The organism is Bacillus spizizenii TU-B-10, from assembly GCF_000227465.1.
Classification (GTDB): domain Bacteria; phylum Bacillota; class Bacilli; order Bacillales; family Bacillaceae; genus Bacillus; species Bacillus spizizenii.
Genome location: NC_016047.1, coordinates 2,609,584 through 2,624,218 on the forward strand (window position 1 = coordinate 2,609,584; position 14,635 = coordinate 2,624,218).

The following is a 14,635-nucleotide window of genomic DNA, read 5'->3' on the forward strand; positions in this document are numbered from 1 at the left end:
CGGTTGCTGCCCTTCGATAAAATTTGCCAAAATTCCCTTATTCATCATACAAACTTGTTAATGCTTTTGACAAGTCCGAAGTCACATGCTGAAGCAGGCTGACAACCCTGGAATAATTCATGCGGGTTGGACCGATGATCGCAATTGAGCCGATCTGCTTCTGATCAACGGAATAAGAAGCCGTAATCAGACTGCAGTTTTCCATCTCTTCATAGTCGTTTTCTTTCCCGATTTTAATCGAAATTCCCGTGTGTGGGGATTGAACGAGCTTTAAAACATCCTGTTCTTTTTCGATTAATGAGAGCAGTGACCGAACTCTGGTAATATCATGGAACTCCGGCTGGTTCAGCATATTGATTTTTCCGCCGAAAAACAATTTTTCAACGTGATTTGTGGAATGAAAAGTTGAACGAAGCGCGTCAAGAATATTGTCATAGTTCTTAATGTGCTGTCTTAGGTACATGACGACTTCCTTAAATATGCGCTCATTCAGTTCATCCATTGGAACGCCGCTTAAACGGTCGTTCAATATATTTACCAGCTTTTCAATATCAGACAGATCCATTTTGGCTGGAAAATTAATCGTTTTGTTTTCCACATGCCCTGTATTGGTAACGAGAATTGCTACCGCCATATCAGGTTGAATCGGTATGATTTGAATCTGTTTAAGGTAATTCTCACTCAGCTTCGGCCCGAGTACGATGGATGTGTAATTCGTCAGATCGGACAAAATTTGCGCTGATTTTTGAACTGTCTTCTCCAGCTCGAAAATTTTCTCTTTGAAGATCGAGTGGATTTGGTCCAGGTCGCTTTTTGTCAGTTTGACGGGTGAAAGCAAATGGTCAACATAGTACCGGTACCCTTTTTCCGACGGAACACGTCCTGAGGATGAATGGGTTTTTTCAATGAAGCCCAATTCTTCCAAGTCAGCCATCTCGTTTCTTATTGTTGCAGAGCTAAATGTGATTTCATCTTTTTTCGAAAGAGTTCTTGATCCTACCGGCTGTGCCGATTTAATAAAATCGTTGATTATGACCTGAAGGATCAGCAGCTGACGATTTGTTAACATCATCATCACCTCTGTTAGCACTCTCAATAAGCGAGTGCTAATTCTATAACAAAAGTATCAAACCACAAGAAAAATGTCAATTATAACTCACCCAAAAAAGCGCCAAAAACTTCATTACCTAATAATTTCCCCTGATGAGTCAAACAAACGGCAGACTCCGAATTGTGAATCAGCCCTTTTTCAGTGAGGTCTTTTAATACGTTTGGAAAAAGTTCATCCAGTGAACGACCGTATTTTTCTGCAAATCGTTTTTTGCTGACACCGGCTGTTTTTCTCAACCCCAAAAACATTTCTTCTTCAATTTGTTCCTCTGTTGTCACGTCATGTGTATCTCTATACGGAAAGCCTTTTTCGGCTATCAGGTCAATGTAATGTTTGACAGGTCCTACGTTTACTGTCCGTGTGCCGCTGATATATCCGTGGGCCCCTGCTCCGAAGCCGAAATATTCCTCGTTGCTCCAATACGTCAGATTGTGTTTTGATTCCAAACCTGCCTTGGCAAAGTTGCTGATTTCATATTGATGAATGCCGTGAGCTTCCATACGTCTCATCACCATTTCATACATTTCGGCTTCCTGCTCCTGCGGCGGAAGATGAAGCCGCCCTTTTTGCATCAAATTATAAAATACCGTTTTCGGCTCTACAATGAGGGAGTATACGGAATAATGCTCGGCATCCAGCGATAAAGCAGTGTTTAAAGAATGATCCAGATGCTTGAGGGTTTGTCCCGGGAGCCCGAACATTAAATCAAGACTGATATTGTCAAAACCGATTTCCCGCGCCCTTTCAAAAGAGGCAAATACATCTTTTTGCTTGTGCACCCGGCCGATTTTTTCTAACAGATCGTCTTCGAACGTTTGGACACCAAAGCTGAGGCGATTTACGCCGGCTTCTTTTAATATGTTTAATTTCTCTGCGGACAAGTCGTCCGGATTCGCTTCAACCGCAAATTCCGATAATGCGCTTGAGGGCTTCAGCACTCGTATGATCATGTCCATCAACTTTTTGAGCTGTTCCTCAGAGAGAGAGGTCGGCGTGCCTCCTCCGATAAAGATCGTTTTGAGGTCAGGCTCCCCTGTTTTTGCTATTGTATTTATCATTTCCTGTTCGAGTGCGTTTAAATACTCGTCAACAGGCTGGCTTTGAATAAAATATTTATTGAAATCGCAGTAGTGGCAAATGTGCTCACAAAATGGGATATGGATATAAGCTGATTTCAACGAATTCACCTTCTTTACAGAAAGAAGCCGCAGTACAGGACTGCGGCGGCTTCTATTATTTTTTCGGACTGTCGTCCATTTTCAGGACCGCCATAAATGCTTCTTGCGGCACTTCAACTGAGCCGACCTGCTTCATTCGGCGTTTTCCTTCTTTTTGTTTTTCAAGAAGCTTCCGTTTCCGCGAGATGTCTCCGCCGTAACATTTAGCCAATACGTTTTTACGCATCGCTTTAATGGTAGAGCGGGCCACGATTTTCTGGCCGATCGCCGCTTGAATCGGTACTTCAAAGTGCTGGCGCGGAATGAGCTCTTTCAGTTTTTCTACAATTACTTTTCCGCGTTCGTACGCGTAATCGCGATGCACAATAAATGAAAGGGCGTCGATTTTTTCTCCGTTCAGCATAATGTCCATCTTGACAAGTTTAGACGGTTTGTAGCCGATCAGTTCGTAATCAAAGGACGCGTAGCCTTTTGTGCTTGATTTCAGCTGATCAAAAAACTCATAGACGATTTCCGCTAATGGCATGTCATAAACAATGCTGACGCGATTAGCGTCTAAATATTGCATGTCGATAAAATTGCCGCGTTTTCCTTGGCAAAGCTCCATCACTGCACCGACATAATCGTTCGGCACCATCATTGTCGCTTTTACATACGGCTCTTCTATCCGTTCAATCTTTTGAGGGTCAGGCATATTTGACGGATTATCAACCACCACTTTTTCTCCGTCTGTCATATACACATCATATATAACACTCGGTGCTGTGGTGATCAGGTCAATTTTAAACTCACGCTCAATCCGCTCCTGGATGATTTCCATGTGAAGCATACCTAAAAATCCGCAGCGGAAACCGAATCCGAGCGCTTGGGATGTCTCTGCTTCATATTGAAGCGATGAGTCATTCAGCTCAAGCTTTTCAAGAGCTTCCCTTAAATCGTTGTATTTGGCCGTATCGATCGGATATAAACCGCAATACACCATCGGGTTCAGCTTGCGATATCCAGGCAATGCTTCGGCAGCCTGATCGGCCGCGCTTGTTATCGTGTCACCGACGCGTGTGTCACCGACATTTTTGATCGCGGCAGTTAAAAAGCCTACATCACCGACCGTCAGTTCATCTGTCGGAGTTGCTTTCGGCGTGAACACACCGACTTCTGTCACTTCAAACTCTTTGCCGGTTGCCATCATTTTGATTTTTTGTCCCGGTTTTACCGTCCCTTCAACGACTCTGATATACGCCACGACACCGCGGTAAGCGTCATAAAGCGAGTCGAAGATCAGCGCTTTGAGCGGCGCCTCCGGATCTCCGGTCGGAGCGGGCACCTTTTCTACGATCTGTTCTAAAATCTCCTCAATCCCGATACCGGCTTTTGCTGAAGCAAGCACGGCTTCTGATGCGTCAAGGCCAATAACATCCTCTACCTCTTGGCGCACGCGTTCCGGCTCGGCGCTCGGCAGATCGATTTTATTGATGACCGGAAGTATTTCAAGATCGTTGTCAAGCGCTAAGTAGACATTGGCGAGCGTCTGCGCTTCAATTCCCTGTGCTGCATCCACGACAAGAATCGCTCCTTCGCAGGCAGCAAGGCTTCGGGATACTTCGTACGTGAAGTCGACGTGTCCTGGCGTATCAATCAGATGAAAAATGTATTCCTCTCCGTCTTTTGCTTTGTATTTAAGCTGAACAGAGTTTAACTTAATCGTTATACCCCGTTCACGTTCAAGATCCATAGAATCGAGCAATTGTTCTTTCATTTCTCGTTGAGTGATTGCCGACGTTTTTTCTAAAATACGATCCGCTAAGGTCGATTTTCCGTGGTCAATATGGGCAATGATAGAGAAGTTCCGTATTCTCGACTGCCTCTCTAAACGCTTTTCTTTATCTGTCACAATCTATCACTCCTACTATTAAACGCAAAATACACTAGCTTAGATTATATCAATAGGATTGTAAAGATTCAATGTAAAACAAGAAAGAGAAAAGTTCCCTGCCATACCTGGGCTGCTTTTCTCTTTCACACACCTATTGATTCATATTCCGTATCCATTCATACATTGACTGGGCAGTGTTGGTTACGGTATCCGAAAGCGCTTTTCCGGCTTTAGAGAACACATTGAACGTTTCCACCTGTTCCAGTTCTTTTTGTTTTTCTTCTAAATCTTTCGCCGTGACTGTTTCTCCTAAGATCGAGGCTTCTTTTTCATTGTTTTTTCCGTCAGTGAGCGTAAACGCCCCCTTAAGTGAAGGGTCATGATAACCTTTCATACTGAGCATCCCGTTATTCGCCTGCTGCATGCCGAACAGAACACCTAAAAACATGATTGTGACAAGCAGCAAGCATTTGCCAAAGTATGCAATCAAATCAACCACCTATTTCTTATTGTTTTTTCGTCTCGCCGCTCTCCGCGTTGACCTTTTCAGCATCCCAGTACAATTCGCTGAATACATCCGCGGCTGCGTCAGCCGCACGCTGCAGCTCTTCGAGATTATTATCCACTCCGCCAAATTCGAGCAAAAGCGCTCTGTCAGTTAAATCCTGGTTGTAAACACCATTATCACCTGGCGAGCCTTTTGAAAAGACACCTGTGCTGAGTCCGGGGTATTTTTTCTCCATCAGCTTATGAAGCTCGCTCGCAATTTTATAGTTTTCTTCGAAGTTTTTGCTTTTTTTGCCGACGACAAAGGCTACCCGGGCATAGCTTTTCCCTTTAATCGTTGCCGTCGTATCTTTTTTGCGCCGTGAGTCTCTGTGGATGTCAATGATATATTGCAGATTTTTGTTTGAGGCGAGCGCATCTTTGACGACCGGTCTTGATTCATCATAGGATCTGGCATAGTTTAAGCCTTTTTTGTTCAGCTTTGCCTGTATATCGGTTTTGTTCACTGTGGCTCCGATGCCTTGAGATTCAAGCGCTTTTCCGAACATATCTCCTACGAGCGTGACGTTGGCTTTAGAATGGCGCGCCATATCAGGATCGGTCTCGCCTTTTAATAGAGGAAGATATGATTCCGTATTGTGCGTGTGATAGATAAAGACAACCTTTTTATCACCAGTTGTTTGTTTCGGCGGATCTTTTTGCGCATTGTCTGATTGTGTTTGCTGTTTTTCAATCTCTGCCAAATTCGCTTCTCTTTCTTCCTCCATTACCTTAGACGGCGGCGGGGATTCCGCCGGCATATTCGTATAGTCCGTGCCTTGTCCAGCTAACAGAATCTCAGTATCAAATTGCGCAAACCCCGGCAGCTCCCGGCCGAGAAAGCTCCGCGGATCTTCGAGGTTAATACTTGTCGCCAGCTTCAAAGAAAGACGTGAAAGATGAAATGAGCTATCGGTTTGAGATAGATCAGAAGCGAAATAATGGTTTTCCATCCGCAGCAAGTGTGCAAACACGTCACCCGGCAATTCTTCAGCAATTCCGTAAAAAGAGTCAGACGACGGCCTGAGTTCCGGCCGGAGAGACGTCAGCACACCGGATAGAACAAAAATCACGATAAGGCTTACGATAAATAGAAAGATGGCTTTTACCGCTTTCCCGCCATTTACCGCAACAACAATTTGTCTGTTTCTGCGTTTATTTCTCATTGAATCCCTCCAGCGCTTGTCTAGTAATTACTCTATGAACAAGCTAGAGGAAGTAGAACTGTTTAGTGATTGTAGGAGCCTTTGTTTTCTTGTGACACTTTTTCGTGAAGCGCTGTGTTTAACCCATTCGCCAGCACATTTGCCATATCGTCGATAAAAGAATCAACTTCCTTCGGCGTAACCATTAAGTTGTGGCCTAAAGGCGAAAGCACCTCGTGAATGAGCTGTCGTTTTTCATCTTCTTGAAGGGTTCCGACAATGCCGAGGAACGATTGACGCTGCTCTTGATCAGGAAGATCTTCTTCAGTGAGCACTTTCTTTTTCCCAAACGTCATGCCAGCCGGAACAAGCGATCTTGACGGCCTGTTATCCTTCATTTCTCTGCCAAAATGTTTTAATATGTAGTCCACCGTATCGCTGGCAATCGTCACGGCATCAACGACCGTCGGAACTCCGATTGCAATCACCGGTACGCCAAGCGTGTCTTTGCTTAAATCTTTTCGTTTATTCCCTACCCCTGATCCCGGGTGAATGCCTGTATCCGATATTTGAATGGTAGTGTTGACCCTTTCCACCGCCCGCGCCGCCAATGCATCAATGGCAATGACAAAATCAGGCTTCGATTGCTCAATCACACCTTTAATAATGTCGCTTGTTTCGATTCCCGTAATCCCCATCACACCAGGTGCAAACGCACTGACGGGCCTGTAGCCCTCCTGCACATTTTCCGGCTGAAGCTTAAACAAGTGCCTTGTGACCAATAGATTTTCTACAGCCATCGGTCCCAGCGCGTCAGGTGTTACGTTCCAATTGCCGAGCCCGACGATCAAACAGCTCGCATCTTTTGAGATATTAAGGCTTTCAAGAAAAGCCGAGAATTCCTCCGCAAAGACAGCAGAGACCTTTTCCTGCATTTCCGAATCATTCTCTCTGATTCCTTGTGCCTCAAGCGTTAAATAGCGCCCTTCTTTTTTTCCCGAGAGCTCCGCGCCTTCCTTTGTAATATCAACAGTGCGGATTTTAATGCCGCCACGATCGCGTTCTTTTTCAATAAAACCTTTAATTTCTTTTGTCGGCACAGCCTGCTGATTGGCCATCGCTTCCTTCGTTTCAACTGCTAAATCGGTACGTATCAAATACTGATTAACATCTAGCTCACTCTTTTTCATCAGGGGACCTCCTTCATATTAAGTACCTATATTGTTGCCATTTGCTGAATGAATCATGCTAAAAAGAGACCCTTCAATGAAAAATACTTTACATTTATATTGCAATCTAAAGATGTGTTTGATAGAATACAATTTGTTCTATTGTGAAGAAGATTTAACCTTAAGACACTGTGCTACAGGTTGTATCTTAGGAGGTGAAACACATGCCAAACATTAAATCAGCGATTAAACGTACAAAAACAAACAACGAACGCCGCGTTCATAACGCGACAATCAAATCTGCTATGCGTACTGCAATCAAACAAGTTGAAGCTTCTGTTGCCAACAACGAAGCTGACAAAGCGAAAACTGCTCTTACTGAAGCAGCTAAACGTATTGATAAAGCAGTGAAAACAGGTCTCGTACACAAAAATACCGCAGCTCGTTACAAATCAAGACTAGCGAAAAAAGTGAACGGACTTTCTGCATAATATAAAAACGATCCTCAATAATGGGGATCGTTTTTTTCATTTCTATTTAACAGCTGTAAAAGGAACAGTTCGAGCAGGAGCTGCTTGTCCTTTTTCCCTGTTTTCATCTCATAGTCCATGACGGCAAGCTGTTCAATAATTGACCGGAGCTCGGCTTCTGAAAAAAGCCTTGCTTGATCCATCGCCAGCTTTACCCGAAATGGATGAACTTTTAAGTTAGAAGCGATTTGCTTTTGTCCGTATCCTTGTTCCGCGAAGTACTTTGTTTGCAGGATCAGCCGGAACTGGTTCGAAATAAGCGCCATGATTTTGATTGGTTCTTCATTTTGTTTGAGCAAATCATAAAAAATTTGCAGACTCTCCGTTCGTTTTCGGTTGACGATTTTATTAATCAGCTCAAAAATATTTTGTTCAAGGCTTCTCGCAACAAGCATTTTCACATCATCCAGCGTAATTTCTTCACGATCTCCAATAAACGTGCAGAGCTTTTGAATCTCCTGAAAAATCGATGACAGATGTCCATTCACAAGCAGAACCAAATGCTCCGCCGCTTCCGTGCCGATTGTTTTCTGCTCGGTTTTTGCAAGGTTGACAGTAAAATCTGTCGTCTCCTTTGCGTTTAATTCCTTCGCCTCCATCATAAATGCGTGCTTCTTTAGCGCTTTCGTCAGTTTTTTCCGCTCATCCAGCTTTTCATACGGGGCAAGCAGGACAAAGACCGTGTAAGGCGCAGGAGATTGTATATATGTTTCAAGCGCACTGACGTTGTGCTCAATTTTTTCTTTTTTCTTTTCACCTGTTAAAAAGTATGGATTTTTCACAATAACAAGACGCCGCTCCCCCATAAACGGGAACGTTTCAGCATCTGCAATTGCTTGATCCAGCGGGTCCTCTTCCAGATCAAAAACGGATAGATTGAAATCCTTTGTCTCCTGATCAATGACCGTCTGTCTGATCCTGCTGACGGTTTCTTGCAACAGATACGTCTCTTTTCCGTATAAACAATAAACCGGATGAACATCTCCCTTTTTCAGGCTTTTCCACACATCAAATACCATTGTTGTACGACTTCCTCTCTTTCATCATCCCCTTCTATCCTAAATTGAGTTTGCAAAATAGTAAAGAGGAAGCCTGACTGCTGCTTCCCCATTTATATTAAACGCCTGTTCGCAAGCCCCCGGGACAGCTTGTAAAAAGGCGATAATCACCAGAACAGAAAACGTTACCTTAGCTTCTAGATTTTTCAAAACGATTCCATTATACTTAAATCAGTCAGGAGGGATAAAGTTGAATGATTTTGAAAAAAACGTTCAAAGCAAACGAAATGATGCTGTAGATTCAGCTGTTGGTTTTGTTGTGTCCTTCGGATTTTTCGCCTTCTTGTTTGTTATGGCAACGGTTATTCACCTGGTTGGTTCATAACAGCGACTGCCCGGGCTGCTGATTTCTCAGCAGTCTTTTTTTAGTTCGTCTCTGTTATATCTGATGTATCATATGGAGGATAGACAGAAAAGGTTCCAACTCTGTTTTTATATCTATATTGGATTGTTCCGTTTTGATCGGTGCGGAGCACGCGGATGGAATGTCTCTGTAATATTTGCAGAACTTCTTGATGGGGATGATGGTACCGATTGTTTGCCCCCGCCGAGATAATGGCCGTTTTCGGCTGAAGCTGTTTGATGAATTCTTCACCGGTAGAGCCTTTGCTTCCATGGTGCCCCACCTTTAATACGTCCGCTTTTATATTCGGAATCACGTTCATTACCTCCTGTTCCCCTTCTTTCTCCAGATCCCCCGTCAAGATCCAGCTCATACCGCCCGTTTTCATCCACAGAACAAGAGAAGAATTATTTTTGCTTGCCGGATCAGGTGTTTCCGGTGACAGTACATGGAACTGCAAATCCTTTATTTGCAATACATCGCCTCGCTTCACCTCTTCAATTGGGACTCCCTCCTCTCTGGCAGCCTGCAGCACTTTTTCGTCTTTAGGTTCCGACACGAACCCTTTCGGAATCACGAGGCGTTTCACTTTATGATGCTTCAGCAGAGTCTCCGCCTCCCCAATATGATCTTGGTCAGCATGCGTCAGAATTAAAGCATCAAGCTGTTTAATTCCCTTAGCAGTTAAAAACGGAATCAGCACCTTTTCTCCCAGTGAAAACGGGTGCTGTTTTTGCCGCCAAGGCTCTGACAAGTAAGACAAAGTGCCGCCAGTATCAATTAAGACATGGCCCCGCTGATGCGGAGCACCTACATACATGCTGTCACCCTGTCCAATATCAATCATATCGACCTCTCCTTCAGAACTAAGACGAGGATAAATAAAGAGAAGACTGAGCACAGCGCAGCACATGCCGCCAGTTACCATCAGCTGCGAAAAGGAGCGTTTTTCAATCGCCATAAGCAATAGGATGATCGTAACCGTGAACAAAAAGAGCAGAGCAGGTGCGGGACGTGCAATGATGATCGTGAATATATCAATCTCTGCAATTTTTGTGATGAGCTTGTTGGTCCAGCTTATCAAGAAATCAAACCAGCTGAAAAACAATCGACCGGCCGAAGCGGAAAGGCTTAATAGAAAAACACCTGCTACAGCCCCCGGTAAAACACAGAAGGTATAAAAAGGAACCAGCACCATGTTCATCGGTATGCTGATCATGGAAAACTGCTGGAAATGATACAGGAGAACAGGAAGTGAGCCCAGCTGAGCGATCATCGATACCATTGCCAGCTGACCTAAGAAGGTTTTGACACGCTTAAAAATAGAAGAGGAAAGTATTAAAGAAAAACTGACGGCGAACGACAGCTGAAAACCGGCTTCGAAGAGATAATAAGGATTGAAGAGCAAGAGGAAAATATATGAAAGGCAGACAGCACCGGCTGAATGTACACGCCATTTCACGAGACTTCCTGCTAAGTAAATGCCCGACATCAGAGCGGCGCGAAGCACTGAAGGAGCAGCGCCCGTCAACATCACATAGAGCGGCAGAAATAACAGCAACATGATTGCCGCCTTTTCTCTTGTTATACCAATACGGATCATGATATAAAACAAGCCGGCTGTCAAAATGCCGATGTGGAGTCCTGAAATCGCCAAGAGATGGACGACACCAAGCTTTTGATACGCGTTAATCACTTCTTCTTCCACATAAAATCTGTCACCGACTGTAAGTGCTTGTACGATTCCTGCCGAATTAGGAGGCAGCAGGTCGTTTGTGAATGATACAATGTATTTCCTCAAACTGAGCAGCTTATGCTTAAAATTTGCAGGGTCGCTGCAATTTTGGATCGATGTGACAGAATAGTTCCAGTGAATATGCTGTCGGTAAAGATATTCGTTATAATCAAATGTACCCGACACAGTTGAATGTTTCGGTTCTTCCAATGAACCAGTTAATTCACAAGCCATTCCTGGTTCTATGTATGAAAGCCGATCTTTTTCATCAGCAGACTGAATGCGATACGATGCGGCCCATTTTTCACTATCAGGCGTCTTAACGACCATAGACATACGGTCACCATCAATTTTAGGAATACTGTCAATCACTGCCTTGAATTGATAGGTGCCCCGCTGATATAAAGAGACATTCTGGGAATCTGTCACTGCATACAGTGCAAAAAACAATATAAAAGAGAAGAAACAAACAAAAATGAGAAAAGCGTGTCTCGTTTTGATTAAAACGATGAGAAGAAAGAGGAGGAAGAGAAAAACAACGGAGAAATAAGCGGCGGCAGTAATTCCAGCCGTTGCCGAAGCTGCCGCCAAAGGCAATACCAAACGCGAATTACGCATTAATCACACGTAGCTCGTGAAAAGTCTATTAGCCTGTTCATGTATCTTTTTCAAATCTTCCTCTGCTAGACCGGCATCCGCTAGTTTCTCTAAAAGACCCGCTACAAATGAAAGCTTTTCTCTGTTTTTCAGATCAACGATCATTTCATCGAGTTCAACCTGTTCAACAGTTACACCCGCCTGTTCAAATAATTCCTGTGCATAAGGATTTGTTTTGTAATCCTCAGCATAATAAACCGTTTTGATACCAGCTTGAATGATAGATTTGCAGCATTGAATGCATGGATAATGCGTTACATAAATCTCCGCTCCATCAGTCGGCACTCCGAACTTAGAGCATTGAAGAATTGCATTCATTTCCGCATGAATCGTTCTTGCGCAATGATCATCTATCATGAGGCATCCTTCGTCTGCACAATGCACACCGCCCGCGATTGACCCGTTATAGCCTCCAGCAATCATACGTTTATCTCTGACTATAGTAGCGCCGACAGACAATCTCGGGCAGGTGCTGCGCAGCGCCAGTAAATGGCTTTGAGCCATAAAGTATTGATTCCATGAAATTCTTTCCACGTTGTTCCCTCCAAATGTTGTGTTGCCTGACCTTTAGTTTACCTATCAATATGCATGACCGTCAAATCACTTTACTGTAATGGAAGACTTTATTTTCTCAAACGACTTTTCACCGATTCCTGAAACCTTCGTGATATCTTCAATTGTCTGGTAACGCCCATTTTCTTCCCGGTATGCAATAATAGCTTCAGCTTTGGATGGCCCCACCCCTGAGATGCCTTGTAATTGCTCCAAGGTTGCAGTATTGATATTTACCAGCGCCCCCTTCCCTCCATCACTTTGGATGGCGCCTCCGACTCCTTGCTGCACCGCTGTCTCCTCACCCCTTTTCGGGATGTACACCACTGTCCCGTCCTGCAGCAGCTCCGCCAAATTCACTTGCATTTCGTCTGCTTGTTCACTGGTCCCGCCGGCTTTCTCAATTGCCTGAGATAATCTGTCCCCTGTTCGCATTTCATAAACACCAGGATGCTTAACAGCACCTTTGATGTCAATCACAATCGTTTCGTTTGACTCGTCTTTGAATGCTTCCTGCTTTACCTCCGTATTTTCTGTCTCAGTTGATACAGTCTGCTTCATCGGCTCTTTGTTTTTCCCACTGGCCAGGAAGAAAATAACCGCTATGAAAACAGCCGCAGAAGCCGCTAAAATAATTGCTTTCTTATGCTGGTTCAACCAATTCATCGTGCATGTTCCCCGCTTTCGTCATATTTTATTTTGGTAACACATATGGTTTAGAGGATAATAGCTAAAAGGAGGGGAAATCATTGAAGATAGGCTTTATCGGCACAGGAAATATGGGTACGATCCTTATAGAATCATTTATTGAATCAAAAGCAGCCGATCCCTCAAACATGACAATCACAAACCGCACAATTGAAAAAGCGTTGCACATAAAAAACCGCTACAACAGCATAAACGTAACAGAAAGTCTGGAAAAGCTTGTATCTGAGAACGAGATGATTTTTATTTGTGTTAAGCCGCTTGATATATACCCTTTACTTGCAAGAGCGTTACCTTATTTGAGAAAGGATCATATTCTCATTTCAATTACAAGCCCAGTTCAAACCGAACAGCTCGAACAGTATGTGCCATGTCAAGTAGCGCGAGTGATCCCAAGTATTACGAACAGGGCGCTGGCAGGCGTTTCTCTCGTCACTTTCGGCACAAGCTGCGGAGAATCTGCAAAAGCGAAAATCAATGAGCTGATGAAGCATATCTCTCATCCGCTGCAAATTGAAAGTGACATCACGAGGGTGGCATCAGATATCGTAAGCTGTGGTCCCGCTTTTATGAGCTATCTGATTCAGCGGTTTATAGATGCAGCCGTTTCTGAAACGTCAGTGTCCAAACAGGACGCCATTCTGATGTGTAAGGAAATGCTTGTCGGAATGGGGAAACTGTTAGAAACCGAATTGTATACCCTGCCTGCATTACAGGAAAAGGTTTGCGTTAAAGGCGGAGTGACCGGAGAAGGCATTAAAGCGCTGGAAAGCGGTGTGCAGGATATGTTTCACCGGGTATTTCAAAATACTCATTTGAAGTACGAAGAGGATATATCCGCAGTGAAGAAGCAGTTTCATGTGTAGACGAGTATGTCATACGTTTGTCTGTACTGCAAAAGCATAAAAAAGCATTTTAAAAAACCATCGTCTTAGGAAACGATGGTTTTTGATTTCTGCGCCTTGAAAAATAGGCGTTCTGATTGTGCTGATGGCTCTGAATCCGTAAAATCAGCTGTCACGCGATGAAGCTGAAAGCCGCAGCTCTTCAGCATTTCTTCGTATTCATCCACTGGGAATGTTCTTTGCTCGTGCGTCTCATCAAAGCGGTCATACGCTTCTCCGTTCCACACAAAAAACGACATGTCATGAATGACAGACAGCTCTTCACTTCCGGCAAAGCTCTGCCAAATATAGCTGATATCTTCGTCCTGGTCAGCAAATGTGCTATCCGGAAAGACTTCGGCCATTTTATAAGATGAATGAACATCAAACAGCAAAATGCCTTCGGGCTTCAACACCCGAAATACACTTTTAAAGGTTTCGATTACATCATTTTTCGTTTTTAAATAATTTAACGAGTCACAGCATATCGCAACAGCGTCAAACTGGCCGTCAAAGCCGGTAATCTCTCTCATATCCTGCTGCAGAAAAAGAATAGGCTGGTTACTAGAGGCCTTTTGCTGGGCATAGGAAAGCATTTCTTCACTGAGGTCGATCCCCGTGACCTCGAAGCCTTTTTCGGCAAGCCGGATTGAGATTTCTCCCGTGCCGCATGCCAAATCGAGGATACGTCCTTTTTCCGGGAGAGATGCTTCAACCCACTTTGTCCATTGATCGTAAGGTGCGTGTGACATTAACTCGTCATACACGCTTGCAAAACCTTGGTAAATCATTGGTTCATTCCAAGCTCAAGATCTGCGAGCGGAGCGTCTCCCCACAGCTTTTCAAGGTTGTAGTAGCTTCTTTCGTCCTTGTGGAAGACATGGACAATCACATCGCCAAGGTCAACGAGCACCCATCTTGCTTCATCGAAGCCTTCCATCTTTTTGACTTGAATGCCGTTTTCTTCAGCCTGATCCTTGATTTCACGGGCGATCGCCTGCACCTGTTTATCTGAATTCCCGTGGCAGATCAGAAAATAATCAGCAACCAGAGAAATGCCTTCCATATCCAGTGCTAAAATATCCTCTGCCCGCTTATCATCGCAAGCCGCAGCTGCGATCTTTAAAATGGACTTTTGATTCATTCACA

At 44.1% G+C, this 14,635-nt stretch carries 16 protein-coding genes; 3 read left to right on the top strand and 13 right to left on the bottom strand.

The features are described 5' to 3' along the window. Nucleotides 1-37: 37 nt before the first annotated feature. The 6 genes from hrcA to gpr all read right to left on the bottom strand — a co-directional run bounded on the left by hrcA (nucleotide 38) and on the right by gpr (nucleotide 7,043). Nucleotides 38-1,069: a heat-inducible transcriptional repressor HrcA gene (hrcA, locus tag GYO_RS35015; protein ID WP_014114464.1), complete on the bottom strand. Its 1,032-nt coding sequence runs from the start codon at nucleotides 1,067-1,069 to the stop codon at nucleotides 38-40. A gap of 80 nt (nucleotides 1,070-1,149) precedes the next feature. Next, on the bottom strand, nucleotides 1,150-2,289 hold the full coding sequence (gene hemW, locus GYO_RS35020) for a radical SAM family heme chaperone HemW (protein ID WP_014114465.1): 1,140 nt from the start codon (nucleotides 2,287-2,289) through the stop codon (nucleotides 1,150-1,152). Nucleotides 2,290-2,344: 55 nt separating this feature from the next. Then, nucleotides 2,345-4,180, bottom strand: a complete 1,836-nt coding sequence (lepA, locus tag GYO_RS35025) for a translation elongation factor 4 (RefSeq protein WP_014114466.1) — start codon at nucleotides 4,178-4,180, stop codon at nucleotides 2,345-2,347. A gap of 133 nt (nucleotides 4,181-4,313) precedes the next feature. Next, complete coding sequence (locus GYO_RS35030; protein ID WP_014114467.1) at nucleotides 4,314-4,652, bottom strand: YqxA family protein; 339 nt, start codon at nucleotides 4,650-4,652, stop codon at nucleotides 4,314-4,316. Between the two features lie 16 nt (nucleotides 4,653-4,668). After that, nucleotides 4,669-5,874 carry a spore autolysin SpoIIP gene (spoIIP, locus tag GYO_RS35035; protein WP_014114468.1) on the bottom strand — a complete coding sequence of 402 codons (1,206 nt, stop codon included), beginning with the start codon at nucleotides 5,872-5,874 and terminating at the stop codon, nucleotides 4,669-4,671. Between the two features lie 62 nt (nucleotides 5,875-5,936). Beyond that, nucleotides 5,937-7,043, bottom strand: a complete 1,107-nt coding sequence (gpr, locus tag GYO_RS35040) for a GPR endopeptidase (protein WP_014114469.1) — start codon at nucleotides 7,041-7,043, stop codon at nucleotides 5,937-5,939. A gap of 203 nt (nucleotides 7,044-7,246) precedes the next feature. Here gpr and rpsT point away from each other — a divergent pair, with 203 nt between their 5' ends. Continuing rightward, the gene (gene rpsT, locus GYO_RS35045; RefSeq protein ID WP_003229989.1) at nucleotides 7,247-7,513 is read left to right on the top strand and encodes a 30S ribosomal protein S20; all 267 of its coding nucleotides are present in this window, start codon (nucleotides 7,247-7,249) and stop codon (nucleotides 7,511-7,513) included. A gap of 14 nt (nucleotides 7,514-7,527) precedes the next feature. Here the strand turns inward: rpsT and holA are convergent, their stop codons facing one another. Together holA and GYO_RS43765 are read right to left on the bottom strand one after the other, a co-directional pair. Continuing rightward, nucleotides 7,528-8,571 (bottom strand): DNA polymerase III subunit delta, encoded by a 1,044-nt coding sequence (gene holA, locus GYO_RS35050; protein WP_014114470.1) that lies wholly within the window; start codon nucleotides 8,569-8,571, stop codon nucleotides 7,528-7,530. Between the two features lie 39 nt (nucleotides 8,572-8,610). Beyond that, nucleotides 8,611-8,760 (bottom strand): hypothetical protein, encoded by a 150-nt coding sequence (locus tag GYO_RS43765; RefSeq protein WP_003229985.1) that lies wholly within the window; start codon nucleotides 8,758-8,760, stop codon nucleotides 8,611-8,613. A gap of 40 nt (nucleotides 8,761-8,800) precedes the next feature. On the opposite strand from GYO_RS43765, the gene GYO_RS35055 reads away from it, so the two are divergent. Further along, nucleotides 8,801-8,935 (top strand): YqzM family protein, encoded by a 135-nt coding sequence (locus GYO_RS35055; RefSeq protein ID WP_003229983.1) that lies wholly within the window; start codon nucleotides 8,801-8,803, stop codon nucleotides 8,933-8,935. A gap of 40 nt (nucleotides 8,936-8,975) precedes the next feature. Here GYO_RS35055 and GYO_RS35060 read toward each other — a convergent pair whose 3' ends face one another. From GYO_RS35060 to GYO_RS35070, 3 genes are all read right to left on the bottom strand, one after another. After that, nucleotides 8,976-11,306, bottom strand: coding sequence for a DNA internalization-related competence protein ComEC/Rec2 (locus GYO_RS35060; RefSeq protein ID WP_041521009.1), 2,331 nt, complete (start codon nucleotides 11,304-11,306; stop codon nucleotides 8,976-8,978). Nucleotides 11,307-11,309: 3 nt separating this feature from the next. Next, nucleotides 11,310-11,879 carry a ComE operon protein 2 gene (locus GYO_RS35065; protein ID WP_014114472.1) on the bottom strand — a complete coding sequence of 190 codons (570 nt, stop codon included), beginning with the start codon at nucleotides 11,877-11,879 and terminating at the stop codon, nucleotides 11,310-11,312. Between the two features lie 66 nt (nucleotides 11,880-11,945). Beyond that, entirely contained in the window at nucleotides 11,946-12,563 is a 618-nt protein-coding gene (locus GYO_RS35070) for a helix-hairpin-helix domain-containing protein (protein ID WP_014114473.1), read from the bottom strand. Nucleotides 12,564-12,646: 83 nt separating this feature from the next. Here GYO_RS35070 and comER point away from each other — a divergent pair, with 83 nt between their 5' ends. Beyond that, nucleotides 12,647-13,468 carry a late competence protein ComER gene (gene comER, locus GYO_RS35075; RefSeq protein ID WP_014114474.1) on the top strand — a complete coding sequence of 274 codons (822 nt, stop codon included), beginning with the start codon at nucleotides 12,647-12,649 and terminating at the stop codon, nucleotides 13,466-13,468. Between the two features lie 65 nt (nucleotides 13,469-13,533). Here the strand turns inward: comER and GYO_RS35080 are convergent, their stop codons facing one another. Beyond that, entirely contained in the window at nucleotides 13,534-14,277 is a 744-nt protein-coding gene (locus GYO_RS35080) for a class I SAM-dependent DNA methyltransferase (RefSeq protein WP_014114475.1), read from the bottom strand. Beyond that, complete coding sequence (rsfS, locus tag GYO_RS35085) at nucleotides 14,274-14,630, bottom strand: ribosome silencing factor (protein WP_003237112.1); 357 nt, start codon at nucleotides 14,628-14,630, stop codon at nucleotides 14,274-14,276. The genes GYO_RS35080 and rsfS overlap by 4 nt, the downstream gene beginning before the upstream one ends. Between the last annotated feature and the right edge of the window lie 5 nt (nucleotides 14,631-14,635).

Coding starts and splice junctions, on each gene's coding strand:
- GYO_RS35060 (WP_041521009.1), bottom strand. CDS start 11,306: ATGCGTAATTCGCGTTTGGTATTGCCTTTGGCGGCAGCTTCGGCAACG.
- spoIIP (WP_014114468.1), bottom strand. CDS start 5,874: ATGAGAAATAAACGCAGAAACAGACAAATTGTTGTTGCGGTAAATGGC.
- gpr (WP_014114469.1), bottom strand. CDS start 7,043: ATGAAAAAGAGTGAGCTAGATGTTAATCAGTATTTGATACGTACCGAT.
- rpsT (WP_003229989.1), top strand. CDS start 7,247: ATGCCAAACATTAAATCAGCGATTAAACGTACAAAAACAAACAACGAA.
- rsfS (WP_003237112.1), bottom strand. CDS start 14,630: ATGAATCAAAAGTCCATTTTAAAGATCGCAGCTGCGGCTTGCGATGAT.
- GYO_RS35070 (WP_014114473.1), bottom strand. CDS start 12,563: ATGAATTGGTTGAACCAGCATAAGAAAGCAATTATTTTAGCGGCTTCT.
- hrcA (WP_014114464.1), bottom strand. CDS start 1,069: ATGTTAACAAATCGTCAGCTGCTGATCCTTCAGGTCATAATCAACGAT.
- holA (WP_014114470.1), bottom strand. CDS start 8,571: ATGGTATTTGATGTGTGGAAAAGCCTGAAAAAGGGAGATGTTCATCCG.
- GYO_RS35080 (WP_014114475.1), bottom strand. CDS start 14,277: ATGATTTACCAAGGTTTTGCAAGCGTGTATGACGAGTTAATGTCACAC.